Origin of the sequence: Streptomyces sp. NPDC056144 (assembly GCF_042264145.1) — a bacterium.
Lineage (GTDB): Bacteria > Actinomycetota > Actinomycetes > Streptomycetales > Streptomycetaceae > Streptomyces.
The window spans coordinates 55,533-79,133 of record NZ_JBHJVF010000004.1; the positions used below are offsets into that span (position 1 = coordinate 55,533).

General features: G+C 72.5%; 23 protein-coding genes. 11 read left to right on the forward strand and 12 right to left on the reverse strand.

Annotation, left to right across the window (positions count from 1 at the left end; all coding sequences use genetic code 11):
* Nucleotides 1–63: 63 nt before the first annotated feature.
* The 8 genes from ACFC0Z_RS14335 to ACFC0Z_RS14370 all read right to left on the reverse strand — a co-directional run bounded on the left by ACFC0Z_RS14335 (nucleotide 64) and on the right by ACFC0Z_RS14370 (nucleotide 6,693).
* Nucleotides 64–483 carry a rhodanese-like domain-containing protein gene (locus ACFC0Z_RS14335; RefSeq protein WP_376436818.1) on the reverse strand — a complete coding sequence of 140 codons (420 nt, stop codon included), beginning with the start codon at nucleotides 481–483 and terminating at the stop codon, nucleotides 64–66.
* Nucleotides 480–1,031, reverse strand: coding sequence for a cysteine dioxygenase (locus ACFC0Z_RS14340; RefSeq protein ID WP_376437965.1), 552 nt, complete (start codon nucleotides 1,029–1,031; stop codon nucleotides 480–482). Before ACFC0Z_RS14340 ends, ACFC0Z_RS14335 begins: the two co-directional genes overlap by 4 nt.
* A gap of 117 nt (nucleotides 1,032–1,148) precedes the next feature.
* Nucleotides 1,149–1,235: a putative leader peptide gene (locus ACFC0Z_RS14345; RefSeq protein WP_353962576.1), complete on the reverse strand. Its 87-nt coding sequence runs from the start codon at nucleotides 1,233–1,235 to the stop codon at nucleotides 1,149–1,151.
* Between the two features lie 33 nt (nucleotides 1,236–1,268).
* A complete protein-coding gene (locus ACFC0Z_RS14350; protein ID WP_376436821.1) occupies nucleotides 1,269–3,101 on the reverse strand; it encodes an FAD-dependent monooxygenase in 1,833 nt (610 codons plus the stop codon).
* A gap of 209 nt (nucleotides 3,102–3,310) precedes the next feature.
* Nucleotides 3,311–4,204, reverse strand: coding sequence for an amino acid ABC transporter permease (locus ACFC0Z_RS14355; RefSeq protein ID WP_376436824.1), 894 nt, complete (start codon nucleotides 4,202–4,204; stop codon nucleotides 3,311–3,313).
* Nucleotides 4,201–4,875: an amino acid ABC transporter permease gene (locus ACFC0Z_RS14360; protein ID WP_376436826.1), complete on the reverse strand. Its 675-nt coding sequence runs from the start codon at nucleotides 4,873–4,875 to the stop codon at nucleotides 4,201–4,203. The genes ACFC0Z_RS14355 and ACFC0Z_RS14360 overlap by 4 nt, the downstream gene beginning before the upstream one ends.
* Before the next feature lie 136 nt (nucleotides 4,876–5,011).
* Nucleotides 5,012–5,833 carry a glutamate ABC transporter substrate-binding protein gene (locus ACFC0Z_RS14365; protein WP_376436829.1) on the reverse strand — a complete coding sequence of 274 codons (822 nt, stop codon included), beginning with the start codon at nucleotides 5,831–5,833 and terminating at the stop codon, nucleotides 5,012–5,014.
* A 74-nt stretch (nucleotides 5,834–5,907) separates the two neighbouring features.
* A complete protein-coding gene (locus tag ACFC0Z_RS14370) occupies nucleotides 5,908–6,693 on the reverse strand; it encodes an amino acid ABC transporter ATP-binding protein (RefSeq protein ID WP_376436832.1) in 786 nt (261 codons plus the stop codon).
* Between the two features lie 281 nt (nucleotides 6,694–6,974).
* On the opposite strand from ACFC0Z_RS14370, the gene ACFC0Z_RS14375 reads away from it, so the two are divergent.
* Both ACFC0Z_RS14375 and ACFC0Z_RS14380 read left to right on the forward strand, forming a co-directional pair.
* Nucleotides 6,975–7,691, forward strand: coding sequence for a response regulator transcription factor (locus ACFC0Z_RS14375; protein WP_376436835.1), 717 nt, complete (start codon nucleotides 6,975–6,977; stop codon nucleotides 7,689–7,691).
* Between the two features lie 18 nt (nucleotides 7,692–7,709).
* Nucleotides 7,710–9,131: an ATP-binding protein gene (locus ACFC0Z_RS14380; protein ID WP_376436838.1), complete on the forward strand. Its 1,422-nt coding sequence runs from the start codon at nucleotides 7,710–7,712 to the stop codon at nucleotides 9,129–9,131.
* A gap of 127 nt (nucleotides 9,132–9,258) precedes the next feature.
* Here the strand turns inward: ACFC0Z_RS14380 and ACFC0Z_RS14385 are convergent, their stop codons facing one another.
* The gene (locus ACFC0Z_RS14385) at nucleotides 9,259–10,257 is read right to left on the reverse strand and encodes a TAXI family TRAP transporter solute-binding subunit (RefSeq protein ID WP_376436840.1); all 999 of its coding nucleotides are present in this window, start codon (nucleotides 10,255–10,257) and stop codon (nucleotides 9,259–9,261) included.
* A 330-nt stretch (nucleotides 10,258–10,587) separates the two neighbouring features.
* Between ACFC0Z_RS14385 and miaB the strand changes: the two genes are divergently transcribed.
* The 3 genes from miaB (at nucleotide 10,588) to ACFC0Z_RS14400 (ending at nucleotide 13,248) form a co-directional block, all read left to right on the forward strand.
* Entirely contained in the window at nucleotides 10,588–12,117 is a 1,530-nt protein-coding gene (gene miaB, locus ACFC0Z_RS14390) for a tRNA (N6-isopentenyl adenosine(37)-C2)-methylthiotransferase MiaB (protein WP_376436843.1), read from the forward strand.
* Between the two features lie 32 nt (nucleotides 12,118–12,149).
* Nucleotides 12,150–12,443 (forward strand): hypothetical protein, encoded by a 294-nt coding sequence (locus ACFC0Z_RS14395; RefSeq protein ID WP_376436846.1) that lies wholly within the window; start codon nucleotides 12,150–12,152, stop codon nucleotides 12,441–12,443.
* A 94-nt stretch (nucleotides 12,444–12,537) separates the two neighbouring features.
* A complete protein-coding gene (locus tag ACFC0Z_RS14400) occupies nucleotides 12,538–13,248 on the forward strand; it encodes a hypothetical protein (RefSeq protein ID WP_376436848.1) in 711 nt (236 codons plus the stop codon).
* Between the two features lie 106 nt (nucleotides 13,249–13,354).
* Here ACFC0Z_RS14400 and ACFC0Z_RS14405 read toward each other — a convergent pair whose 3' ends face one another.
* Nucleotides 13,355–13,615, reverse strand: coding sequence for an antitoxin (locus tag ACFC0Z_RS14405; RefSeq protein WP_376436851.1), 261 nt, complete (start codon nucleotides 13,613–13,615; stop codon nucleotides 13,355–13,357).
* 55 nt (nucleotides 13,616–13,670) lie between these two features.
* Nucleotides 13,671–13,955 (reverse strand): hypothetical protein, encoded by a 285-nt coding sequence (locus ACFC0Z_RS14410; protein ID WP_376436853.1) that lies wholly within the window; start codon nucleotides 13,953–13,955, stop codon nucleotides 13,671–13,673.
* A 178-nt stretch (nucleotides 13,956–14,133) separates the two neighbouring features.
* Here ACFC0Z_RS14410 and miaA point away from each other — a divergent pair, with 178 nt between their 5' ends.
* From miaA to hflX, 6 genes are all read left to right on the forward strand, one after another.
* Entirely contained in the window at nucleotides 14,134–15,072 is a 939-nt protein-coding gene (gene miaA / locus ACFC0Z_RS14415; protein ID WP_376436855.1) for a tRNA (adenosine(37)-N6)-dimethylallyltransferase MiaA, read from the forward strand.
* Nucleotides 15,073–15,180: 108 nt separating this feature from the next.
* Nucleotides 15,181–15,657 (forward strand): hypothetical protein, encoded by a 477-nt coding sequence (locus ACFC0Z_RS14420; protein WP_376437967.1) that lies wholly within the window; start codon nucleotides 15,181–15,183, stop codon nucleotides 15,655–15,657.
* A gap of 84 nt (nucleotides 15,658–15,741) precedes the next feature.
* Nucleotides 15,742–16,680, forward strand: coding sequence for a diaminopimelate epimerase (dapF, locus tag ACFC0Z_RS14425; protein WP_376436858.1), 939 nt, complete (start codon nucleotides 15,742–15,744; stop codon nucleotides 16,678–16,680).
* Between the two features lie 140 nt (nucleotides 16,681–16,820).
* Nucleotides 16,821–19,031, forward strand: coding sequence for a RelA/SpoT family protein (locus tag ACFC0Z_RS14430; RefSeq protein WP_376436861.1), 2,211 nt, complete (start codon nucleotides 16,821–16,823; stop codon nucleotides 19,029–19,031).
* Between the two features lie 109 nt (nucleotides 19,032–19,140).
* A complete protein-coding gene (locus tag ACFC0Z_RS14435) occupies nucleotides 19,141–20,631 on the forward strand; it encodes a M1 family metallopeptidase (RefSeq protein WP_376436864.1) in 1,491 nt (496 codons plus the stop codon).
* Between the two features lie 163 nt (nucleotides 20,632–20,794).
* Nucleotides 20,795–22,288 (forward strand): GTPase HflX, encoded by a 1,494-nt coding sequence (hflX, locus tag ACFC0Z_RS14440; protein WP_376436867.1) that lies wholly within the window; start codon nucleotides 20,795–20,797, stop codon nucleotides 22,286–22,288.
* Between the two features lie 110 nt (nucleotides 22,289–22,398).
* Here hflX and ACFC0Z_RS14445 read toward each other — a convergent pair whose 3' ends face one another.
* Nucleotides 22,399–23,580 (reverse strand): trypsin-like serine peptidase, encoded by a 1,182-nt coding sequence (locus ACFC0Z_RS14445; protein WP_376436870.1) that lies wholly within the window; start codon nucleotides 23,578–23,580, stop codon nucleotides 22,399–22,401.
* Nucleotides 23,581–23,601 lie beyond the last annotated feature (21 nt).

Here is a 23,601-nt window from a genome sequence, read left to right on the forward strand (position 1 = left end):
CCCGGGGGGGGAGTCAGAAGGACTCGGCTCGCGCCCGTGAGTCGCGTCCCTCAGTCGTGCCCGTCAGTCGCGGGCGGCGGCCGGGAGCAGGACCGGAAGACCCGCCGCCTTCCAGGCCTGGAAGCCGCCGACGAGGTCGGTCGCCCGGTGCAGGCCCAGGCGGCGGAGGGAGTCGACCGCCAGGGACGAGGCGTAGCCCTCGTTGCAGAGGACCACCACCCGCAGGTCGTGACTGTCCGCCTCCGGCGCGCGGTGACTGCCCAGCGGGTCGAGCCGCCACTCCAGCTCGTTCCGCTCCACCACCAGCGCGCCCGGGATCAGCCCGTCCCGGTCCCGCAGGGCCGCGTAGCGGGTGTCCACGAGGAGCGCGTCACCCGCCTCGTACGCCTCGTGCGCGGCGCGGGGCTCGATCCGGTGGATCTCCTGCCTGACCCGTTCGAGGAGCTCGTCGATCCCCACACGTTCTTCGCGTTCCTCGCTCACTGCCAGTCCTCCGGACGCTCGACGTGCTCAAGACGGAGTACCGCGCCCGTCCGGCTGAAGCGCCGGATCAGCGGGAGCGGCGGGTAGTACGCGTGCACCGACACCGCGTGGGTGTCCGGGGACTCGTTGAGCACCTCGTGCACGTGGTGCCGGCCGAAGGCCCGGCCCTGGCCCTCGGCGAGCCGGCGGGAGCGGTCGACGCCGTCGGCCAGCTCCAGGTTCTTCCAGCCGCCGGCCGGCAGCCGCACCGCGAGCGCGTGCTCGGTCAGCGTGCCGCGCGCGGTGGCGAAGGCGCCCAGGGACTCGGCGTGGTCGTGCCAGCCGGTGCCCGTACCGGGCGGCCAGCCGATGAGCCAGGCCTCGCTGCCGCCGGGCCCGTCGAGCCGTACCCAGGTACGGCCCTCGGGATCGAGCGGCAGGGAGTCGACCAGTGCCCGGTCGGCGGCCGTACGGCGGGCGAAGTCGAGCAGCTCGGCGGAGGTCGGCGCCGCGGAGGGCGCGACGGGGAGAGTGGGGGTGGGGGTGGGGGTGGGGGAAACGGGAGGGATGGAGACGCGCTGGGGCACGGGTGGACCGTCCTGTGGGTTCGCGAAGCGCGCGCGGCGGCATCGGGCACGCGGACGGCATGCGTCAGCGGCGGGGCGCGCGCGGGGAAAGGGGCGAAGTCAGCAGGAGGGGCGACACACGCAGCCCGCGTAGCGGACCAGGTCCATATGGACCCTCCGCCACAGGCGCACATCGGTGTCGATCACGCTTCGGAGTACATCACGCGCCTCCGCGCGGAATCAATGCATGTCCGCCGTACGGTCCCGATCGGCGGACGCCTCCGCCGACGACTCCGTCTCCTGGGCCGGAACGGCGACCCCGGCGACCTCGACAGCCCCGGCGACCTCGCCGGCCTCCCCGGCCTCAGCGCCCTCGGTGGCATCGGCGGCTTCGTCGGTCTCGATGGCCCCGTCGGCCCCTGCCGACTCACGAGACTCAGCCGCCTCGGCCGCCTCGGTCTCCGCCGCCAGGGAGCCGCCGCGGGCCGCGTCGGCCGCCGCGTACAGCTCCTCCGGCCGCACGCCGGAGAAGGCGGCGACGAGGTGCCCGTCGGGCCGTACGAGCAGGACGGCGTGGGCCTGCGCACCCGGATAGGCCTCGGTGACCAGGACCTCGGCCTTCATCGGCAGCGCGTGCACCGCCTCTTCGAGCCGGGGCATCATGCCGGCGCTCTGCCAGTGCCGCCGGTCCCACACCCCGGTGCCGGGCGCGACGAGGAGGACCAGGAGGCGGCCCTGACCGAGCCGGTCCCTGAGCCGTACGGTCGAGCCGTCCGGCGCGGTCACCCGTACGTCCTCCACGGGCGCGCCCTCCGGCGTGCCCACCGGGATCCGCCCCTCGGTGCCCTCGGGCGCGAGCGGGGAGTGCGGGTAGGCGGCGGGCGCGCCGAGCGGCCCGCGCCCCACGTGCCCGTCGGTCAGCAGTGCGTCGTGCCCGCGCGAGGCACCCAGGAGGTACGCCCGCAGGCCACCGCCGCCGCGCAGCACGGGCAGCGACTGGTCCGCCGCGCGCAGCCGGGTGGCCACGGCCGTCCGCCGCTCGCTCTGGTAGCTGTCGAGCAGCCGCTCCGAGCCGCCGTGGTGCCAGGTGTGGGCGAGCTTCCAGGCGAGGTTGTCGACGTCCCTGAGCCCCTCGTCGAGGCCCTGGGTGCCGACCGCGCCGAGCAGGTGCGCCGCGTCACCCGCGAGCAGCACCCGGTCCACGCGCCAGCGCCGGGCGAGCCGGTGGTGCAGGGTGTGGACGCCGGTGTCGATGAGCTCGTACGGCGGGGTCATCCCGTCGCACCAGCCGGCCAGGGTCTCCCGGATGCGGGAGACCAGCGCGTCCGGGGTGACGAGGTCGCCGCGCGGCGGGAGCAGCCAGTCGATCCGCCACACGCCGTCGGGCAGCGGGCGGGCCGTGATCTCCTCGCCGCTGCCCCGCCACGGGGGCTGACGGTGCAGCAGGGCCTCGCCGGGCCAGGGGAGTTCGGTGCGGAGCGCGGCGACCGCGTGCCGCTCCACCGCCGTACGGCCGGGGAAGCGGATGCCGAGGAGCTTGCGGACGGTCGACCGGGCCCCGTCGCAGCCGACGAGGTGGCTGCCGCGCCACCAGGTGCCGTCCGGGCCCCGGGTGTGCGCCGTGACCCCGTCGCGGTCCTGCTCGATCGTGTCGAGCCGGGCCTCGGGGACGACCGTGACGAGCTTCTGGTGGGCGATGGCGTCGCGCAGCCCGCGCGCGAGGGCGTGCTGCGGGATGTGGAGCGGCGCGGCCGGGGACGCGGGGGAGTCGGGGTCCTCCGCCCACTCCTCCGTACCGCCGAGGCCCAGGTCGAGGGCGGTGTGGCGCATCACCTGGCGGCGGCGGAGGCTGCGCCAGCCGATCCAGCGGAGCCCCTCGTCACGGAGGGTGGCGCAGCCGAGGCGCTCGACCATGGCGGCCGTGTCGGCGCGCAGGACGACCGACCGCGCGGGGCGCGGGTCCTCCTTGCCGGACCCTTCGTCGAGCACGACGCTGGGCACGCCCTGGGCGGCGAGGGCGAGGGAGAGCGCGAGGCCGACCGGCCCCGCACCCACGATGATCACCGGGTCCACGGCGCGGCTCCTGACGGCCGGACGGTCATGGGGGCAGCACAGCTGAGTGTGGCACGAGCCCGGTGGTTGATCACAGACCGTATGCAACCCACTGAGGGTGCTTGCGTCAAGTGACGGGGTGGGCGCGGTGCGTCTGACCTGTGGTCAGTACCGCTCCGGCCCACCCGTGTTGTCGTACGGAACCCGTTCCCGGCCGTGCCGGGACGGGATCAGGCGGCGCCGGAGGCCCCGCCCATCTCCGCCGCGACGGTCTGCTGCACGGCGGTCGGGTTCACGGCGGCGGACTTCTTGCCCTGCCTGAGCCGCTTCTCCAGCCGGCTCGCCAGCGTGGTCAGGGCGAAGTTGATCGCGATGAAGATCAGCGCGATCACCGTGAGCGTGGCGATCGTGTTGGCGCCGTAGTTGGCGGTGATCTGCCGGTTCTGGCTGAGCAGGTCCCCGAAGCCGAGCATGGCGCCGCCGAGCGCGGTGTCCTTGACGATGACGACGAGCTGGCTGACCAGGGCCGGGAGCATGACGGTCACGGCCTGCGGCAGCAGGACGTACAGCATGGTCTGGCCCTTGCGCATGCCGAGCGCGACAGCCGCGTCGCCCTGGCCCCGGGGGAGCGAGAGCACGCCGGCCCGGACGACCTCGGCGATGACCGAGGCGTTGTAGAGCACCAGGCCGGTGACGACGGCGTACAGCGGGCGGAAGTCGGAGCTGACCGGCGTGAACTGCGAGTAGAACTGCGAGGCGAAGATCATCAGGAGCAGGACGGGGATGGCGCGGAAGAACTCCACGACCGCGCCGACGGGCACCCGCACCCAGCGGTGGTCGGAGAGCCGGCCGATGCCGAGGGCGGCACCGAGGGGCAGCGCGATCACGATGGAGAGGCCCGCGGCCTTGAGGGTCTCCACCAGGCCGGGCAGCAGGTACGTCGTCCAGACCTGGGAGTCGGTGACGAACGGCGTCCACTTGGCGGCGTCCAGCTGGTTCTTCTCGGCCAGGGCGGCGAGAACCCACCAGGCGAGCGCGGCCATCGCCACGAGGAACACGATCGTGTAGATCACGTTCCGCTGTTTGGCGCGCGGGCCGGGGGTGTCGTACAGGACGGAGCTCATCGCTTCACCGCCAGACGCTTGGCGGCCCAGCCGAGCAGCAGGCCGGTGGGGAGGGTGAGGACCATGAAGCCGAAGGCGAAGAGGGCGAAGACGGCGAAGAGCGCGTCCGACTCGTTCTCGATCATCGCCTTCATCAGGAACGCCGCTTCGGCCGCGCTGATCGCCGAGGCCACGGTGGTGTTCTTCGTGAGGGCGATCAGGACGTTGGCGAGCGGGGTGATCGCGGCGCGGAAGGCCTGCGGGAACACGATCACGGAGAGCACCTGCGTGAAGCTCATGCCGAGCGCGCGGGCCGCCTCCGCCTGACCGGGCGGGACGGTGTTGATGCCGGAGCGCAGCGCCTCGCAGACGAAGGTGCCGGTGTACGCGATGAGGCCGAGGACCGCGAGCCGGAACCCGATCTCGTCGGAGCGCTCGCCGCCCAGCGTGACGCCGAGGGTCTGGTTGAGGCCGAGGGAGCAGGCCACGATGACGACCGTCAGCGGGGTGTTGCGGACGATGTTGACGTACGCGGTGCCGAAGGACCGCATCAGCGGGACCGGGCTGACCCGCATGGCGACCAGCGCCGTCCCCCAGATGAGGGAGCCGATGGCCGAGTAGAGGGTGAGTTTCGCCGTCACCCAGAAGGCGCCGAGCAGGTCGTACTGCCCGGAATCAAGAAAGTCGAACACGATGCTCCGCGCTCTCCCCTGGTGGTCGGTCGGTGGGAGGCCGACGCGTGGGCGTGGGCCGGTGCCGCCGTGACGGCCGCTCCGGGCGAGGAGCGGCCGTCACGGCGGGGCGGGGCCGGATCGACCCCGGTCGCCGTTACTTCTGGACGGCCGGCGCGGGCTCGTACTTGTAGCCCGAGGGGCCGAAGTGCTGCTTGACGAGCTTCTCCCACGTGCCGTCGGAGACCATCTTCTCCAGGGCGGTGTTGATCTTGCCGCGGAGCTCGTCGTCGCCCTTCTTGAGGCCGATGCCGTAGTTCTCGTCGCTCATCTTCAGGCCGACGAGCTTGAACTTGCCCTGGTGCTCCTTCTGCGAGGCGTAGCCCGCGAGGATGGAGGCGTCCGTGGTCAGGGCGTCGACGGCCTTGTTCTCCAGGCCGGTGAGGCACTCGGAGTAGCCGCCGAGCTGCTGGAGGTCGGCCTCCGGGGCGAGCTTCTCCTTGACGTTCTGCGCGGAGGTCGAGCCGGTGACCGAGCAGAGCTTCTTGGAGTTGAGGTCCTCGACCTTGGTGATCGAGTTGTCGTCGGAGCGGACGAGGAGGTCCTGGTGGGTCAGGAAGTACGGACCCGCGAAGTCGACCTCCTTCTTGCGCTTGTCGTTGATCGAGTAGCTGGCGACGACGAACTTGACGTCACCGTTCTTGATCAGGTTCTCGCGCTCGGCGCTCGGCGCCTGCTTCCAGTTGATCTTGTCCTCGGAGTAACCGAGCTCCTTGGCCACGTACTTGGCGACGTCGACGTCGAAGCCGGCGTACGAGCCGTCCGGGGTCTTCAGGCCCAGACCGGGCTGGTCGAACTTGATGCCGACGGTGATCTTGTCGCCGTTGCTGCCCGAGTCGGAGCCGCCGCCACAGGCGGTGGCGGTCAGCGCGAGGACGACGGCGGCCGCGGAGGCGGTGGCGGTGGTGCGCAGCTTCATGGAGGAAAGTCCTTCGAGTAGATGTGAGTCGAGGCGAGGGAATCCCCAACTCGCCCATTAAGGCAGGATCTTGCTCAGTGGTGCAGGATCTTGGAGAGGAAGTCCTTCGCCCGGTCGCTGCGCGGGCTGCTGAAGAACTCCTCGGGCTCCGCCTGCTCGACGATGCGGCCGTCGGCCATGAACACGACGCGGTTGGCGGCGGAGCGGGCGAAGCCCATCTCGTGCGTCACGACCACCATCGTCATGCCGTCCCGGGCGAGTTGCTGCATGACCTCGAGCACCTCGTTGATCATCTCGGGGTCGAGGGCCGAGGTCGGCTCGTCGAAGAGCATGACCTTCGGGTCCATCGCGAGCGCGCGGGCGATCGCCACGCGCTGCTGCTGACCGCCGGAGAGCTGCGCGGGGTACTTGTCCGCCTGCGAGCCGACGCCGACCCGGTCCAGCAGGTCGCGGGCCTTGGCCTCGGCGGCCTTCTTCTCCGTCCTGCGGACCTTGATCTGACCCAGCATCACGTTTTCGAGCACCGTCTTGTGCGCGAACAGGTTGAAGGACTGGAAGACCATGCCGACGTCGGAGCGCAGCCGGGCGAGCTCCCTGCCCTCCTGGGGCAGCGCCTTGCCGTCGATGGTGATGGTGCCGGAGTCGATGGTCTCCAGGCGGTTGATCGTGCGGCACAGCGTCGACTTGCCGGACCCGGAAGGCCCGATGACGACCACGACTTCGCCGCGGGTGATCGTCAGGTCGATGTCCTGGAGGACGTGCAGCGCGCCGAAGTGCTTGTTCACCTCGGAGAGGACGACCAGGTCGTCCGCGCCGCGCGGGGCGTCCTCGGGACCCTTGGACACTGACACTCCGCTCATGGGCCTCTTGCTCCGTCCTGCTCGGTTGGGGAGGACACTAGAGACCCGACGAGACGACCGTCATCACATCTGAGCGGAAATTGAGGATAACGATCCGGTCGCAACCGGGCACACTGCGTGAAGGTCGTGTGCGGGCCGTACCGGGTGGATAACGGAAACGCCGGGGTCACAGGGGGAGACTTGACTGTGACGGTGATGATCGGCGTTCATGCCCTGGTACCACCTGGTACACAAAGAGACCCGAAGCGCCGAAGCGCCCGACATCACCGGAGGAGGTAGCCATGCGACTGCTGCTCGTCGAGGACGACGACCACGTCGCCGCCGCCCTCTCCGCGATCCTGGCCCGCCACGGCTTCACCGTCACCCACGCCCGCAACGGCGAGGAGGCGCTCCAGGCCGTCCTGCCCACCGCGCAGGGCGAGCGGCCCTCGTACGGCGTGATCCTGCTCGACCTCGGTCTCCCCGACCAGGACGGTTACCAGGTCTGCGGCCGCATCCGGAAGCTCACCACCACCCCGGTGATCATGGTCACGGCCCGTGCCGACGTACGGTCCCGGATCCACGGCCTCAACCTCGGCGCCGACGACTACGTCGTCAAGCCCTACGACACCGGTGAACTCCTCGCCCGCATCCACGCCGTCAGCCGGCGCCACGGCGGTACGGAGGAGACGGCGGCGGGCGCCACCGGAGCGGCCGAGGGTCACCTGCTGCGGCTCGGCTCCGTCACCATCGAGCTGCCCACCCGGCGGGTCAGCGTCGACGGCGAGACCGTCGCCCTCACCCGCAAGGAGTTCGACCTGCTCGCGCTCCTCGCCCAGCGCCCCGGGGTCGTCTTCCGCCGCGAGCAGATCATCAGCGAGGTCTGGCGCACCAGCTGGGAGGGGACCGGCCGCACCCTGGAGGTGCACGTCGCCTCCCTCCGCTCCAAGCTGCGGATGCCCGCCCTGATCGAGACCGTGCGGGGCGTCGGCTACCGCCTCGTCGCCCCCGCCGCGTAACCCCCGGCAGGCCCGCCCGTGCGCACCCGACTCCTCCCCCTCCTCATCATCCTGATGGCGGGGGTCCTGCTCGCCCTCGGCTTCCCGCTGGCCGCGAGCCTCGCCGCGTCCGAGCAGCAGCGGGTCGTCGTCGACCGGCTCGACGACGGCGCGCGCTTCGCCGCGCTCGCCCAGTTCGTCGGCGACAGCAACCCGGGACTCGACGAGCGGCAGGCCACCCTCGACGGTGAACTCGCCAGCTACCACGACGTCTACGACATTCGTGTGGGCATCTTCTACCGCAACAACCGTGCGATGGCCGCCTCACCCGAGGACTGGGTCGTACCGTACGAGGGGGAGGGCCGTCGCGCGTTCCAGGAGGCGCTGCTCGGGCGCCGCAGCCACGACCCTCCGCAGGTGTGGCCCTGGCAGCGGGACGCGCGGCTCATCGTCGCGTCGCCGGTCGTCCGCGACGGCGACGTCGTCGCCGTCGTCGTCACCGACTCGCCCACCGGGCAGCTCCGTTCGCGCATCCTGCGCGGCTGGCTCGTCATCTTCGTCGGCGAGGCCGTCGCGATGCTGGTCGCCGTCGGCGCGGCCGTACGGCTCACCGGCTGGGTCCTGCGGCCGGTCCGCGTCCTCGACTCGGTCACCCACGACATCGCCACCGGCCGCATGAACTCCCGCGTCGCCGCGGCCGGCGGGCCGCCCGAACTGCAGCGCCTGGCCCGCTCGTTCAACGAGATGGCCGACAACGTCGAGGACGTCCTCGAACAGCAGCGGGCCTTCGTCGCCGACGCCTCCCACCAGTTGCGCAACCCGCTGGCCGCGCTCCTCCTCCGCATCGAGCTCCTCGCGCTCGAACTCCCCGAGGGGAACGAGGAGATCGCCTCCGTGCGGACCGAGGGCAAGCGCCTCGCCCAGGTGCTCGACGACCTCCTCGACCTGGCGCTCGCCGAGCACCAGGCGGCCGAGCTGCGGATCACCGACGTCGGCGCGCTCGCCGAGGAGCGGGTCGCGTCCTGGCGCCCGGTCGCCGACGACAAGGGCGTCCGGCTGACCGGCACGTGCGGGGCGGTCACGGGATGGGCGGACCCGGTGGCCCTGTCCAGCGCGCTCGACGCGGTGATCGACAACGCGCTGAAGTTCACCCCGGCCGGCGAGGAGGTCACGGTCACGGTCTCGGCCGCCCCGGACGGGAAGACCGTCGGCGTCGTTGTGGCCGACCTGGGCCCCGGCCTCACCGAGGACGAGCTCACCCGCGTCGGCGACCGCTTCTGGCGCTCGGGCCGCCACCAGAACATCAAGGGATCGGGCCTCGGCCTCTCCATCACGCGCGTGCTGCTGACGGCGGGCGGCGGAGGCATCTCCTTCGCCCCGAACGAGCCGCACGGATTGCGGGTGACCGTGACGGTCCCCCGTCAGGCCCCGAAGCGGCGAAACGGCCAGCGGTACGCGTGAGCGTGCCGGCGACGGGCGTCGTGTCGACGATGGGCGTCGTTCCGGCAACGGGCGTCGTGTCGACGATGGGCGTCGTTCCGGCAACGGGCGTCGTGTCGCCGACGGCCGCGCGGCGAGACCGTACGGCTCAGGGCTTCACCGAGCGGTAGTAGCGCCGCGCGCCCTCGTGGAGCGGCAGGGGGTCGGTGTAGACCGCGGTCCGCAGGTCCACGAGCTGGGCCGGGTGGACCTGGGCGCCGATCACGTCACGGCTCCCGATCACCGTACGCGTGAAGCCCTCCACCAGGTCGGGATCGGCCTCGACGGTCGTGACGAGGAGGTTCGCCACGGCGAGCGTCTCGACCGGGTCGCCGTGCTGCACCTCCGGGTACGCGTCCGCGGGGATCGTCGCCGACCGGTAGTGGCGGGTCGACTCGCCGACGTCGTGCAGCCGGTCGACCAGGGCCGTGTCCAGCGGGATCAGCCGGATCTCGAAGCGCCCGGAGAGCGTCTGCACGGCCGTGGTCGGCAGGCCGCCCGACCAGAAGAAGGCGTCGAGGTCGCCGTCCTCCATCCGCTTCGGCATCGTGTCGATCCCCGCCGAGACCGGCTCCACGTCCCGTACGGGCGCGAGGCCCGCCGCCGCGAGGACCCGGTCGGCGATGAGCCGCACACCGGAACCCGGCTGTCCGACGCCGACCCGCAGCCCCCGCAGGTCCTGCGGCTTCCGCACCGGCGAGCCCTTGGGCACCACGAGCTGCACGTAGTCGTCGTACAGCCGCGCGCAGCCCCGCAGCCGCTCGAAGCCGGGCCGGCGCTCGCGCACGTACTGGGCGACCGCGTCGGCCGTCGCGACGGTGAAGTCCGCCTTGCCCGTGGCCACCCGGGCCAGGTTCTCCTGGGAGCCCTCGCTGTTCTTGAGCGTTATCGAGACCTCGGGCAGATCCTCCGCGAGCGCGCCCTTCAGGAGCTCCCCGTACATCTGGTAGACGCCGGTGTTGACGCCCGTACTGAAGGTGACCGAGCCGCTGGGGACTGGGGAGCCGAAGGGGACGAGCCACCACACCAGCACCCCGCACAGCGCGAGCAGCGCGGCCGACAGCGCCAGGAGGCGGCGGCGCGCGGCGCGGGAGAGCGAGGTGAGCATGGGGCGATCCTGCCAGCTCACCTCGGCGGCTGGCCAGGGACGACGGGGGAGGACGGGTGTGACCTGAGACGTGGCGCCGGATGCGCCGAAGCGGTGAGCGGCTCCGGAAGCACGCGCGCGTGCCGTGTGTCCTGCGGGAGCGCCCCGGCCCCTCCGGCTAGCGTCGGAGCGCGCTCGGTGATCTTGAGGACCGTCCCCTGTCCGCCCCTGGCACCGCGACCGGGCGCACCCACGCCCCGCACCCGCCCCACCCGCTCCGCCGGTCCGCTCCGCCTGTCCGCTCCACCGGACCCCGCACCGGCACTCCCGGGACCGCCTACCCTGGTCACCATGACCAGCAGCAGCGACCGGAGTCCCGCAGTGAGCGTTGAAGGATCCAAGACCTACGAGATTCGCACCTACGGGTGCCAGATGAACGTGCACGACTCCGAGCGGCTCTCCGGTCTGCTGGAAGAGGCGGGCTACGTCAAGGCCCCCAAGGGCTCCGACGGCGACGCCGACGTCGTGGTCTTCAACACCTGCGCGGTCCGTGAGAACGCCGACAACAAGCTGTACGGCAACCTCGGCCGGCTCGCGCCCATGAAGACCACCCGCCCGGGCATGCAGATCGCCGTCGGCGGCTGCCTCGCCCAGAAGGACCGCGACACCATCGTCAAGAAGGCCCCCTGGGTCGACGTGGTCTTCGGCACGCACAACATCGGCAAGCTGCCGGTGCTCCTGGAGCGCGCCCGCATCCAGGAGGAGGCGCAGATCGAGATCGCCGAGTCCCTGGAGGCGTTCCCCTCGACGCTGCCGACCCGCCGCGAGTCCGCGTACGCCGCCTGGGTCTCGATCTCCGTCGGCTGCAACAACACCTGCACCTTCTGTATCGTCCCGGCGCTGCGCGGCAAGGAGGAGGACCGCCGTCCCGGCGACATCCTCGCCGAGATCGAGGCGCTGGTCGCCGAGGGCGTCTCCGAGATCACCCTGCTCGGCCAGAACGTCAACGCGTACGGCTCCGACCTGGGCGACCGCGAGGCCTTCTCCAAGCTGCTGCGCGCCTGCGGCCAGATCGAGGGCCTGGAGCGGGTCCGCTTCACCTCCCCGCACCCGCGCGACTTCACCGACGACGTGATCGCGGCGATGGCCGAGACGCCGAACGTCATGCCGCAGCTGCACATGCCGCTCCAGTCCGGCTCGGACTCGATCCTGCGCGCGATGCGCCGCTCGTACCGGCAGGAGCGTTTCCTCGGGATCATCGAGAAGGTCCGCGCGGCCATCCCGCACGCCGCCATCTCCACCGACATCATCGTGGGCTTCCCCGGCGAGACCGAGGAGGACTTCGAGCAGACGATGCACACCGTCCGCGAGGCCCGCTTCGCGAACGCGTTCACCTTCCAGTACTCCAAGCGCCCCGGAACCCCGGCCGCCGACATGGAGGACCAGATCCCCAAGGAGGTCGTGCAGGAGCGCTACATGCGCCTCGTCGCCCTCCAGGAGGAGATCTCCTGGGAGGAGAACAAGAAGCAGGTCGGCCGCACCCTGGAGGTCATGGTCGCCGAGGGCGAGGGCCGCAAGGACGGCGCCACCCTCCGCCTCTCCGGCCGCGCCCCCGACAACCGCCTCGTCCACTTCACCAAGCCGGACCAGGACGTCCGTCCCGGCGACGTCGTGACCGTCGAGATCACGTACGCCGCCCCGCACCACCTGCTCGCCGAGGGCCCGACGACGTCGGTACGGCGTACGCGCGCGGGTGACGCCTGGGAGAAGCGCACCGCCGCCGCGGCCGCGAAGCCGGCCGGCGTGCTCCTCGGCCTTCCGAAGATCGGCGTTCCGGAGCCGCTCCCGGCGGTGGACGCGCCGGCCTGCGGCAGCCACTGACAGAGAACACTCGTCACACCTCGGGGGGACCGATGGGGAAGTGGGTCGTCTTCGCGCAGTACGGGTCCGGTGAGACGTACCGGACCGAGTTCGTCGCCCGGGTGACCGGCACCCGGGAGGACGCCCGCGAGGCCATGCGGGCGGCCACCCGGACGTGCCGGGCGCCCCTGCGCGAGAAGTGGCGCGAGGTGTACCGCCTCCCCGGCGGCGACAGCTACCTCGTGATCGTCAAGGGCGCCGCGAGCCTGAACGAGGTCACGCTGACCATCGCCGAGATGGTGTATGACTCCGCCGACCCGGCCGTCGAGGCGGCGGCGGAGGCCTAGGGCCTGTCTGACAATTCCCGCCGGACAGGTCCTAGGACACCGGCCGCGCTTGACACCCCGGAGGACCGGCCTCCTGGGCAGTAGGGTGCGGATCATGCTTGTCGCCGCAGCCGTCTGCCCCTGCCCGCCGCTCCTCGTCCCCGAGGTCGCGACCGGCGCCGCCCCCGAGCTGGAGGCCGCGCGGGTCGCCTGCGCCGACGCCCTCGGACTGCTCGCCGCCGCGCGCCCCGACCGGCTGTACGTGGTCGGGCCGGGCGGCGGAGGCGTGTTCCCGGCCGGATCGACCGGCTCCTTCGACGGCTTCGGCGTCGACCTCTCCGTACGCCTCGGCGAGGCCGCCGAGTCCGCGGACACCCCCGCGCGTCCCCTCCCCGCCAGTCTCGCCGTCGGCGCCTGGCTCCTCGGCCGCGCCGACTGGGCCGACGCGCCCGTCGAGGGACTCGCCGTGGACGAGGGGGCGGCGGTCGGGGAGCTCGCGGCGGCCGGTCGCGGCCTGGCCGCCTCCGCCGAGCGCGTCGCGCTCCTGGTGATGGGGGACGGCAGTGCATGCCGGACCGTGAAGGCCCCCGGCTACCTGGACGAGCGGGCGGCCGGTTTCGACGCGGAGGCGGCCCGCGCGCTCGGCACCGCCGACGTGCCCGCGCTGCTCGCGCTCGACGCGGAGCTCGCGTACGAACTGAAGGCGGCCGGGCGCGCGCCCTGGCAGGTCCTCGCGGGCGCGGCGGAGGGCGCGGGCCTCGAAGGCCGGCTCCTCCACGAGGACGCTCCGTACGGGGTGGAGTACATCGTGGCGGCCTGGTCCTGAGCGGGTCCTGAGTCGGCCCTGAGCCGGTCCTGAAAACGGCGGACGGCCGCGGAGCGCGATGCTCCGCGGCCGTCCGCCGTGCGGAGGGACGATCGGGCGCGAGACGTCAGGCGGCCGGCGGCGGCGTCGTGCCGCCGTCGTTCCCCGGCGTGCCGTCGTCCTTGTGACCGATCCGGTCCAGCGCGTCCTTGGCCTTGCCGGTACCGGACTGGATCTTGTCGCTGTACTTGCCCTTGGTCTTCTCGTCGACAAGCTTCGCGGCCTTGTCGAGACCGTGGTCGATCTTGTCCCCGTGCTGCTGCGCGAGGTCGGCCACCTTGTCCTTGGCCGGGGCGATCTTGGCCTTCAGCGAATCCAGGAGACCCATGGGGCACCTTCCCTCCGCCGGACCCCCCGAGGGAGTCCGTGCTCCGTTGTCCTGCCTACCTGTGGGCGCCTTCGTCCGCTTCGTTGTCCGCCGCGGCCTCGACCGACTGCTGCTTCGGGATCTCGACCACGTCGACGGGCGCGGCCGCCGGTGCGTCGGCGTCCTCACCGTCACCGTCGGCGACCTCGGTGCTCGCGGCGACCGTCGTCTCCGTCGCGGCCTCGGCCTCGGCCCCTACGGAGACCTCCGCCTCCGCCTCGACCCCTGCCTCGGCCCCGGTCCCGGAGTCCACCTCGGCATCCGGCACGGCCGACGCCTCGTCCGGCGAGACCTCGGCCACATCCTTCTTCTTACGGCGAAAGACTGCAAAAACGCCCATATTCACTCCATAGCGTACTCGGATGAGAGGGCCTCGGCGGTGATCGACGGCCGGAACCTCGCAACAGGCAACGAAGGCGACAGGGGGTCGTCACGTAGCTCGTTCGGGGACGGGCCCCGAGGTTTGCGAGACTGGTGCGGTGAGAAGTGCAGCTCCCGCCCCGCGGGTCATCGCCGTCGTCGGTCCCACCGCGGCCGGAAAGTCCGATCTGGGCGTATTCCTGGCCCAGCAGCTGGGCGGCGAGGTCGTCAACGCCGACTCGATGCAGCTCTACCGCGGGATGGACATCGGTACCGCGAAACTGACGCTGGAGGAGCGCGGCGGTGTCCCGCACCACCTTCTCGACATCTGGGACGTGACCGAGGCCGCCAGCGTCGCCGAGTACCAGCGACTGGCCCGCGCCGAGATCGACCGTCTGCTCGCCGCCGGCCGCACCCCCGTCCTCGTCGGAGGCTCCGGTCTGTACGTCCGCGGGGCCGTCGACGCCCTGGAGTTCCCCGGCACCGACCCGGCCGTCAGGGCCAGGCTCGAAGCCGAGCTGGAGGAGCGCGGCTCCGGCGTCCTGCACGCCCGGCTCGCGGAGTCCGACCCCGAGGCGGCCCGCGCGATCCTGCCCAGCAACGGACGCCGGATCGTCCGTGCCCTCGAGGTCATCGAGATCACCGGCAAGCCCTTCACCGCCAACCTCCCCGGCCCGGACTCCGTCTACGACACCGTCCAGATCGGCGTCGACGTGGCCCGCCCCGAGCTGGACGAGCGGATCAGCACGCGCGTGGACCGCATGTGGGAGGCGGGCCTCGTCGACGAGGTCCGCGCCCTGGAGGCCCAGGGGCTGCGCGAGGGCCGTACGGCCGCCCGCGCCCTCGGGTATCAGCAGGTGCTGGCGGCCCTCGCGGGGGAGTGCACCGAGGAGGAGGCGCGCGTGGAGACCGTGCGCGCCACGAAGCGCTTCGCCCGCCGCCAGGACTCGTGGTTCCGCCGCGACCCGCGCGTGCACTGGCTCAGCGGAGCCGCCGACCACCGCGGGGAACTCCCGCGGGAGGCGCTGTCGTTGGTCGAACGAGCGGTTACAGCCTGATCACGTGATGGCATCGGGACGCCCCGGTCGTCATTCCGGCGGCCGGGAGCGTGCCATCATCGAGCATCGATCGACCAAGTGGAGTCCGAGTGGGGAGGGCGCGTGGCGATGGAGGCCGGCCCTCGTGACACGGAACAGCAGGACGACGTCCTCGGCGGCACGCCCGGCGATGCCCGCATCGGGGCGCCGGGCCTGACCCCGGACGGACCCGACGACGCGGAAGGCACCGCCGTCCAGGTGGACGCGGGCCAGGTCGAGGTCGAGCTCAGGCCGCAGCGACGCCTGCGGATCTGGCAGATCGCCCCGATCGTCGCTCTCGCCGCCATCGGCTCCCTGATGTTCGCGTTCCCGCTCGCCTTCGGCTCGGGCGACGGCGGAGCCGTCCTCGCCATGCTCGGACTGCTCATCAGCTCCTGCGCGGCCGGCTGGGGCGTGATGGCGGCCCGCCGGGTCGGCTACACGTGGCCGGGCTTGCCGCAGCGCGGCTCGGGCGAGCGCCCCGACTGGCGTGTCCTCGGTCTGTACGTGGCGACGATCGGCGCCCTGGTCGCCCTGGCCGTCTGGCGCGTGGCCCGCCTCCGCTGAGCGGGGCCCCTGTGGACGACCGGGCGCGGCCCGCCCTGTGGACAACCGTGCCGGGCGTCGGACCCGCCCCGTACAGTTGACCGCGTGACCAGCACGCAGACCTCGCCCTCGTCCCTGTCGTCGTCCTCGTCCGCGCCGCTCCGCTTCCTCAAGGGCCACGGCACCGAGAACGACTTCGTGATCGTCCCCGACGCCGACAACGCCGTCGAGCTGAGCCCGGCCGTCGTCGCCCGGCTCTGCGACCGACGGGCCGGGATCGGCGGCGACGGCGTGCTGCACGTCGTCCGCACCGCCGCCCACCCCGAGGTGCGGCACCTCGCCGACGAGGCCGAGTGGTTCATGGACTACCGGAACGCCGACGGCTCGGTCGCCGAGATGTGCGGCAACGGGGTCCGGGTCTTCGCCCGCTACCTGGAGCACGCCGGACACGTCACCGCCGGCGAGGTCGCCGTCGCCACCCGCGGCGGCGTCAAGCGCGTCCACCTCGACAAGGACGGCTCCGTCACCGTCTCCATGGGCCGCGCGGCCCTGCCCGAGGCCGGCGTCACCGTCACGGTCGACGGCCGCAGCTGGCCCGCCCGGAACGTGAACATGGGCAACCCGCACGCGGTCGCCTTCGTCGAGGACCTCGGCCACGCCGGAACGCTCTACGACGAGCCGCCCTACGAGCCGGCCGCCGTCTACCCGGACGGGGTGAACATCGAGTTCGTCGCCGACCGCGGCCCCCGCCACGTCGCCATGCGCGTCCACGAGCGCGGCGCCTCCGAGACCCGCTCCTGCGGCACGGGCGCGTGCGCCGTCGCCGTCGCCACGGCCCGCCGGGACGGCGCCGACCCCGCCGTGACCGGCACCCCCGTCACGTACACGGTGGACGTCCTCGGCGGGACCCTCGTCATCACCGAGCACCCCGACGGCGAGATCGACATGACCGGCCCCGCCGTCATCGTCGCCGAGGGCGCCATCGACCCCGCGTGGCTCGCGGCCCCTGCCGGAAGCCGGGAAATCGAAACAGTCAACGACTGATTTGTCGCTCGAATGGGTGATCCGATTCACGCTGAGCGAGAGCGTGACTGCGCCACGTGGTGGGGTCGGTAGCATCAAGCACCGGCCCCCCGGGCACGCCTGGCCCGCCCACCGCCGGTCGACGTTGCCGGAGGTGCCCCATGAGCGCAGAGGCCACCAACCCTGTGAGCGCGGCGGACGCCGCCGTCACCGACACGACCGCCCGCAGACGCGGACGCTCCCGTATCGACCTGCGCCGCCTCGGCCGCGCCGCCCTCCTCGGCGCCACCGCCGGGCCGGCCCCCCGTGACCGGCTGCCCGACGCCATCAGTCACGTCGCCGAGGCGCACCGGGCCCACCACCCCGAGGCCGACCTCGCGGTGCTGCGCCGGGCGTACGTCCTCGCCGAGTCCTCGCACCGCGGCCAGTTCCGCAAGAGCGGCGAGCCGTACATCACCCACCCGCTCGCCGTCACCCTCATCCTCGCCGAACTCGGCGCCGAGACCACGACACTGACGGCCTCTCTGCTCCACGACACGGTCGAGGACACCGAGGTGACGCTCGATCAGGTGCGCCGGGAGTTCGGCGACGAGGTCGCGTTCATCGTCGACGGGGTCACCAAGGTCGAGAAGATCGACTACGGCGCCGCCGCCGAGCCCGAGACCTTCCGCAAGATGCTCGTCGCCACCGGCAACGACGTCCGGGTGATGTCGATCAAGCTCGCCGACCGCCTCCACAACATGCGCACCCTCGGCGTGATGAGGCCCGAGAAACAGGCCAGGATCGCCAAGGTCACCCGCGACTTCCTCATCCCGCTCGCCGAACGGCTGGGGGTCCAGGCCCTCAAGACCGAGCTGGAGGATCTCGTCTTCGCGATCCTCCACCCGGAGGAGTACGAGGCCACGCGCGCGCTCGTCGCCGCGAACGCGCACGCGGGGGACGCCCTCGGCGCCGTCGCCGACCAGGTCGCCGCCGTCCTGCGCGAGGCCGGGATCGGCGCCGAGGTCCTCGTCAGGCCCCGGCACTTCGTCTCCGTCCACCGCGTCCGCCTCAAGCGCGGCGAGCTGCGCGGCTGCGACTTCGGGCGGCTCCTCGTCCTCGTCGCCGAGGACGCCGACTGCTATGCCGTCCTCGGCGAGCTCCACACCTGTTTCACCCCGGTGATCTCCGAGTTCAAGGACTTCATCGCGGCCCCCAAGTTCAACCTGTACCAGTCGCTGCACACGGCCGTCGCCGCCCCGGACGGGGCCGTGGCCGAGATCCTCATCAGGACCCAGCGGATGCACACGGTCGCCGAGGCCGGGGTCGTCGCCCTCGGCAACCCGTACGAGGGCGGGGCACCGGACACCGTCCGGGCGGCCCCGGGCGCCCCCGGGCCGTCCCTCCCGGCTCCGGGGCCCGAGGACGGCGAGCGCGTGGACCCCACCCGGCCGGGCTGGCTCTCCCGGCTCCTCGACTGGCAGCAGTCCGCCCCCGACCCCGACACCTTCTGGACCTCGCTCCGCGCCCACCTCGCGGAGGACGACGAGATCACCGTCTTCCCCGCCGATCCGGGCGCCCCCGGCGCGATCAGCCTCCCCGTCGGCGCCAGCTGCGTCGACGCCGCCTACGCCCAGCACGGCGAGGACGCCCACCGGTGCCTCGGCGCCCGCGTCAACGGCCGCCTGACCCCCCTGAGCACCGTGCTCGCCGACGGGGACGCCGTACAGCTGCTGCTCGCCCAGGACACCGCCCAGGACACCGTCTCCGGGCCCTCTCCGGAGTGGCTCGACCACGCCCGTACCCCCGCGGCCCGGATCGCCATCACCGGATGGCTCCAGGACCATCCCGAGGCCGCCGCGGCCCCCGCCGACGCGGGGCCCCGGCCCCGGACGAGCGTGCCGGCGGACCGGCGCTCCGGTGCCGAGCTCCACGCCGACCTCGACGGCGGGCCGCCCGTCGCCGTCCGCCCGGCCGGCTGCTGCACCCCCGTACCGCCCGACGAGATCACCGGCTTCCGCGTCCGCGGCGGGTCCGTCACCGCCCACCGGGCCGGCTGCGAAGCCGTCGCGACCATGCGCGAGGTGGGCCGCGAGCCGGTCGCCGTCCGCTGGGGCGACGCCGCCCAGTGCCGCGTCACCCTCGTCGCCGAGTCCTTCGGACGGCCCCGGCTCCTCGCCGACCTCACCGAGGCCATCGCCACCGCCGGGGCCGCCGTCGTCTCCGCGACCGTCGAGCCGCCGAGCGAGCAGCGGGTCCGCCACACGTACACCCTCCACCTCCCCGACGCCGCCGGGCTGCCCGCCCTGATGCGGGCCATGAAGGACGTGCCCGGGGTGTACGACGTGAACCGCGCGCGCCGCCGCGGCCCCGCCGAACCGCGCGATGTCTGAGGCGGAGCCCTCCGCGTGACCTCCTTCGGGTGGCGGGCGAGCGCGCCGCCCGGGGGAGCGGGGGAAGCCCTGGTAGCCGTAGGGCCAGTCCTCCGGAAAGGCCTGGCCCATGCCGCTCCTCCAGAACCCGCCGTCCCGCGCGCGATGGCTGCGCGCCGCCGTCCTCGTCGCCGCCTCGACGGGACTCCTCGCCGCCGCGCTGCCCGCCCCCGCGCCCCTCGGCATCGGCGACCCGCTCTTCCCGCACCTCGGCAATCCCGGTTACGACGTCCTCGCGTACGAGCTCGACCTCACCTATCCGGGGGAGAACACCCGGCCGCTCGCGGCCGTGACCCGCATCGAGGCCCTCGCCACCCAGGACCTGGAGCGGATCAACCTCGACTTCACCCACGGAAAGGTCTCCGCCGTCACGGTCGACGACCTGCCGGCCACGTACGAGAGCAGCGGCGAGGACCTGATCGTCACCCCCGTCGTCCCCGTCGAGGCCGGAGACCGGGTGGAGATCACCGTCACCCACACCAGCGACCCCACCGGACCCGCCGACACCGGCGGCTGGGTCCGCACCGGCGACGGCCTCGCCATGGCCAACCAGGCCGACGCGGCCCACCGGGTCTTCCCCTCCAACGACCACCCGGCGGACAAGGCGGACTTCACCTTCCGCATCACCGTCCCCAACGGCCTCACCGCCGTCGCCAACGGCCTGCCCACCGGCCGCGAGACCCACGGCGCCACCACCACCTGGAGCTACCGCTCCCGCCACCCCATGGCCACCGAGCTCGCCCAGGTCTCCATCGGCGCCTCCTCGGTCGTCCACCGCACGGGTCCCGGGGGCCTGCCCGTACGGGACGTCGTGCGCACCGCCGACCGGGAACTCCTCGAACCGTGGCTCCGCAAGACCCCCGGCCACCTGGAATGGATGGAGCGCCAGGTCGGCCCGTACCCCTTCGAGACCTACGGCGTGCTCGTCGCCGACGCCGACACGGGCTTCGAGCTGGAGACGCAGACCCTCTCCCTCTTCGAGCGCCGCCTCTTCACCGAGCCCGCCTACCCCGAGTGGTACGTCGACTCGGTCATGGTCCACGAGCTCGCCCACCAGTGGTTCGGCGACAGCGTCTCGCCCCGCACCTGGTCCGACCTGTGGCTCAACGAGGGACACGCGAGCTGGTACGAGGCGCTGTACGCCGAGGGGAACGGCGGCCCGTCCCTGGAGCGCCGCATGAAGGCCGCGTACACCGCCTCCGACGCCTGGCGTGCCGACGGCGGACCGCCGGCCGCCCCCGAGCCGCCCTCGCCCGGCCACAAGATCAGCCTCTTCCGGCCCGTCGTCTACGACGGGAGCGCCCTCGTCCTCTACGCCCTTCGCCAGGAGATCGGGACCGACGCCTTCCGCCGCCTGGAGCGCCGCTGGGTCGCCGACCACCGGGACGCCACCGCCAACACCGCCGACTTCACGGCCCTGGCCGCCGAGATCTCCGGCAAGGACCTCACCGCCTTCTTCCGCGCGTGGCTGTACGCCGAGAAGACCCCGCCCATGCCCGGGCACCCCGACTGGCGGTCCGGCCCGGTCCGGGCCGTGCGGTCGGCCCCGAAACCCGCGTGACGGGCCGGGCGGGACCGTGCCACCATCGTCGGGTCGGCGACGCGGCCGGATCCGGGAATCTTCCGGAGCCGTCACGCGTTGCGACGAACAAGGCGGAGGTATCCCGGTGTCCCACCAGGACCCCCGCACCAGGATTCATCGCTTCATCTGACGTAAGGACCCAATGACCTCCTCTTCTTCCCCTTCCCAGGACGAGCAGCGCTTCGCGGAGACGAGCCGTACCGAGAGCCTTCGGGCCGATGCCCTGATGGAAGAGGACGTCGCCTGGAGCCACGAGATCGACGGAGAGCGGGACGGCGAGCAGTTCGACCGCTCCGAGCGTGCGGCCCTGCGCCGTGTCGCCGGCCTCTCCACCGAGCTCGAGGACGTCACCGAGGTCGAGTACCGCCAGCTGCGCCTGGAGCGCGTCGTGCTGGTCGGTGTCTGGACCTCGGGGACGGTGCAGGACGCGGAGAACTCCCTCGCGGAGCTCGCGGCCCTCGCCGAGACGGCGGGCGCCCTCGTACTCGACGGCGTGATCCAGCGCCGTGACAAGCCGGACCCGGCGACCTTCATCGGCTCCGGCAAGGCGCGCGAGCTGCGCGACATCGTCATCGAGACCGGCGCCGACACCGTCGTCTGCGACGGCGAGCTCAGCCCCGGCCAGCTCATCGCCCTCGAAGACGTCGTCAAGGTGAAGGTGGTCGACCGGACCGCCCTCATCCTCGACATCTTCGCCCAGCACGCCAAGTCCCGAGAGGGCAAGGCGCAGGTCGCGCTCGCGCAGATGCAGTACATGCTGCCGCGACTGCGAGGCTGGGGTCAGTCGCTCTCCCGTCAGATGGGTGGCGGCGGCGGTGGCGGCATGGCCACCCGTGGTCCCGGTGAGACCAAGATCGAGACCGACCGGCGCCGCATCCGCGAGAAGATGGCGAAGATGCGCCGGGAGATCGCGGAGATGAAGACCGGCCGCGACATCAAGCGGCAGGAGCGCCGTCGCAACAAGGTGCCGTCGGTCGCCATCGCCGGATACACCAACGCCGGCAAGTCGTCCCTGCTCAACCGCCTCACCGGTGCGGGCGTGCTGGTGGAGAACGCGCTGTTCGCCACCCTCGACCCGACCGTGCGCCGGGCCGAGACGCCCACGGGCCGGATCTACACCCTGGCCGACACCGTCGGATTCGTCCGGCACCTGCCCCACCACCTGGTCGAGGCGTTCCGCTCCACCATGGAAGAGGTCGCGGACTCCGACCTCATCCTGCACGTCGTGGACGGCTCGCACCCGGCCCCGGAGGAGCAGCTGGCCGCCGTGCGCGAGGTCTTCCGGGACGTCGGCGCGGTGAACGTCAAGGAGATCGTCGTCGTCAACAAGGCGGACGCGGCGGACCCGCTGGTGCTCCAGCGTCTCCTGCGGACGGAGAAGCACTCCATCGCGGTCTCCGCCCGCTCCGGCCAGGGCATCGCCGAGCTGCTCGCGCTCGTCGACGCCGAGCTGCCGCGCCCCGAGGTCGAGCTCGAGGCCCTCGTGCCCTACACGCACGGCGGACTCGTCTCGCGGGTGCACGCCGAGGGCGAGGTGGAGTCCGAGGAGCACACCCCGGAGGGCACCCTGCTCAAGGCCCGGGTGCACGAGGAGCTGGCGGCGCTGCTCGCGCCGTACGTCCCCGCCACGCACTGAGCCACGGCACCAAGCCGGAGGGCGCTGTCCTCCTCCCGTTCGGGGGAGGAGGACAGCGCCCTCTGTCGTGTTCAGCCGTGTTCAGCCTGTTCCGCCGTGCCGACCTCGGGTCAGCGCGCGAACTTCTTGCTGACCATGTCGTGGGCGGCCTTGGCGCCCTGACCCAGCTGCGGTCCCGCGAGCCAGCCGTTGCCGCCGGCCGGGCCGATCGAGGTGTTCGACACGAGCGCCGTCTTCCCGTTCGGCAGGACGCGGAACCAGCCACCACCCGACGAACCGGCGGTCATCGTGCAGCCGATCCGGTACATCGTCGGCGTGGCCGGGGCCGTGGTGAGCCGCGTCGGCCGGTCCAGGCACTTGTGCATGATCAGGCCGTTGTACGGCGGCGCCGACGGGTAGCCCCAGGCACCCATCGTCCCGGCCCGCGCGGCCGTCGGCGCGGAGAAGTCGACCGGGAGCGCGGCGCCCACGGTCTCCTCCAGGGACTTGCCGCCCCGCTCGGGCTGCACGTGCAGGACGGCGTAGTCGTACGGCCAGGCCTGGTTCGACCCGCCGCGCTGGATCCACTCGCCCGAGGTCACGGCCCAGTCGGCCCAGTACTGCCCGTAGGGCGCGATCTCGTGCGGCTGGGCGTTCCGCAGCGCGGAGGCCGACTTGCCGAGGTCGTTGTACGCCGGCACGAAGGTGAGGTTGCGGTACCAGCCGCCGCCGCCACCCGCGTGGACGCAGTGACCGGCCGTCCAGACCAGGTTCGACTTCCCGGGCCTGCGCGGGTCCTTCACGATCGTGCCGGAGCAGACCATGTGGCCCTGGGGGGAGTCGAAGAAGAGCTTCCCGACCGGGGCCGCGTTGTTGTGGTACGGGGTCTTCTCCCGCTGCGCCTTGACCGGCCGCGGCGTCGGGTCCGTCCCGCCCGTCCCGGCCTGCGCGGTGATCGTCTGGTCCGGGCTCTTCGCCGACTGCATGCGGCTCGGGTCCCAGAGGCCCTCGATCACCGGGTTGACGAAGTCCTCGGCCTCACGGAGCCACGTCTCCCGGTCCCAGTCCTTCCAGGCGCCGCCCTTCCACTTCTCCAGGTCGACGCCGTGCTCCTTGAGCTTTCCGGCGAGATCCTTCGCGAGGTCGCCGCCGGCGTCGTCGGCACCCGAGCCGGCGGTGGCCGAAGCCGAACCGCTCGCCCCGGCGGCCGGCTTGTCGGCCTCCGGAGCCTCGCTCGGGCCGCAGGCCGTGGCCGTCAGCGCGAGCGCCGCGGCCACGCCGACGGCGGTGGATATCAGTCGTACGGAACGCATGTCGTGCTCCCCCTGTGAGAC

Coding starts and splice junctions, on each gene's coding strand:
- hflX (WP_376436867.1), top strand. CDS start 20,795: ATGACCTCCTCTTCTTCCCCTTCCCAGGACGAGCAGCGCTTCGCGGAG.
- ACFC0Z_RS14395 (WP_376436846.1), top strand. CDS start 12,150: ATGGGGAAGTGGGTCGTCTTCGCGCAGTACGGGTCCGGTGAGACGTAC.
- ACFC0Z_RS14365 (WP_376436829.1), bottom strand. CDS start 5,833: ATGAAGCTGCGCACCACCGCCACCGCCTCCGCGGCCGCCGTCGTCCTC.
- ACFC0Z_RS14370 (WP_376436832.1), bottom strand. CDS start 6,693: ATGAGCGGAGTGTCAGTGTCCAAGGGTCCCGAGGACGCCCCGCGCGGC.
- ACFC0Z_RS14405 (WP_376436851.1), bottom strand. CDS start 13,615: ATGGGTCTCCTGGATTCGCTGAAGGCCAAGATCGCCCCGGCCAAGGAC.
- ACFC0Z_RS14445 (WP_376436870.1), bottom strand. CDS start 23,580: ATGCGTTCCGTACGACTGATATCCACCGCCGTCGGCGTGGCCGCGGCG.
- ACFC0Z_RS14435 (WP_376436864.1), top strand. CDS start 19,141: ATGCCGCTCCTCCAGAACCCGCCGTCCCGCGCGCGATGGCTGCGCGCC.
- ACFC0Z_RS14375 (WP_376436835.1), top strand. CDS start 6,975: ATGCGACTGCTGCTCGTCGAGGACGACGACCACGTCGCCGCCGCCCTC.
- ACFC0Z_RS14385 (WP_376436840.1), bottom strand. CDS start 10,257: ATGCTCACCTCGCTCTCCCGCGCCGCGCGCCGCCGCCTCCTGGCGCTG.
- ACFC0Z_RS14355 (WP_376436824.1), bottom strand. CDS start 4,204: ATGAGCTCCGTCCTGTACGACACCCCCGGCCCGCGCGCCAAACAGCGG.
- ACFC0Z_RS14400 (WP_376436848.1), top strand. CDS start 12,538: ATGCTTGTCGCCGCAGCCGTCTGCCCCTGCCCGCCGCTCCTCGTCCCC.
- ACFC0Z_RS14430 (WP_376436861.1), top strand. CDS start 16,821: ATGAGCGCAGAGGCCACCAACCCTGTGAGCGCGGCGGACGCCGCCGTC.
- miaB (WP_376436843.1), top strand. CDS start 10,588: ATGACCAGCAGCAGCGACCGGAGTCCCGCAGTGAGCGTTGAAGGATCC.
- ACFC0Z_RS14420 (WP_376437967.1), top strand. CDS start 15,181: ATGGAGGCCGGCCCTCGTGACACGGAACAGCAGGACGACGTCCTCGGC.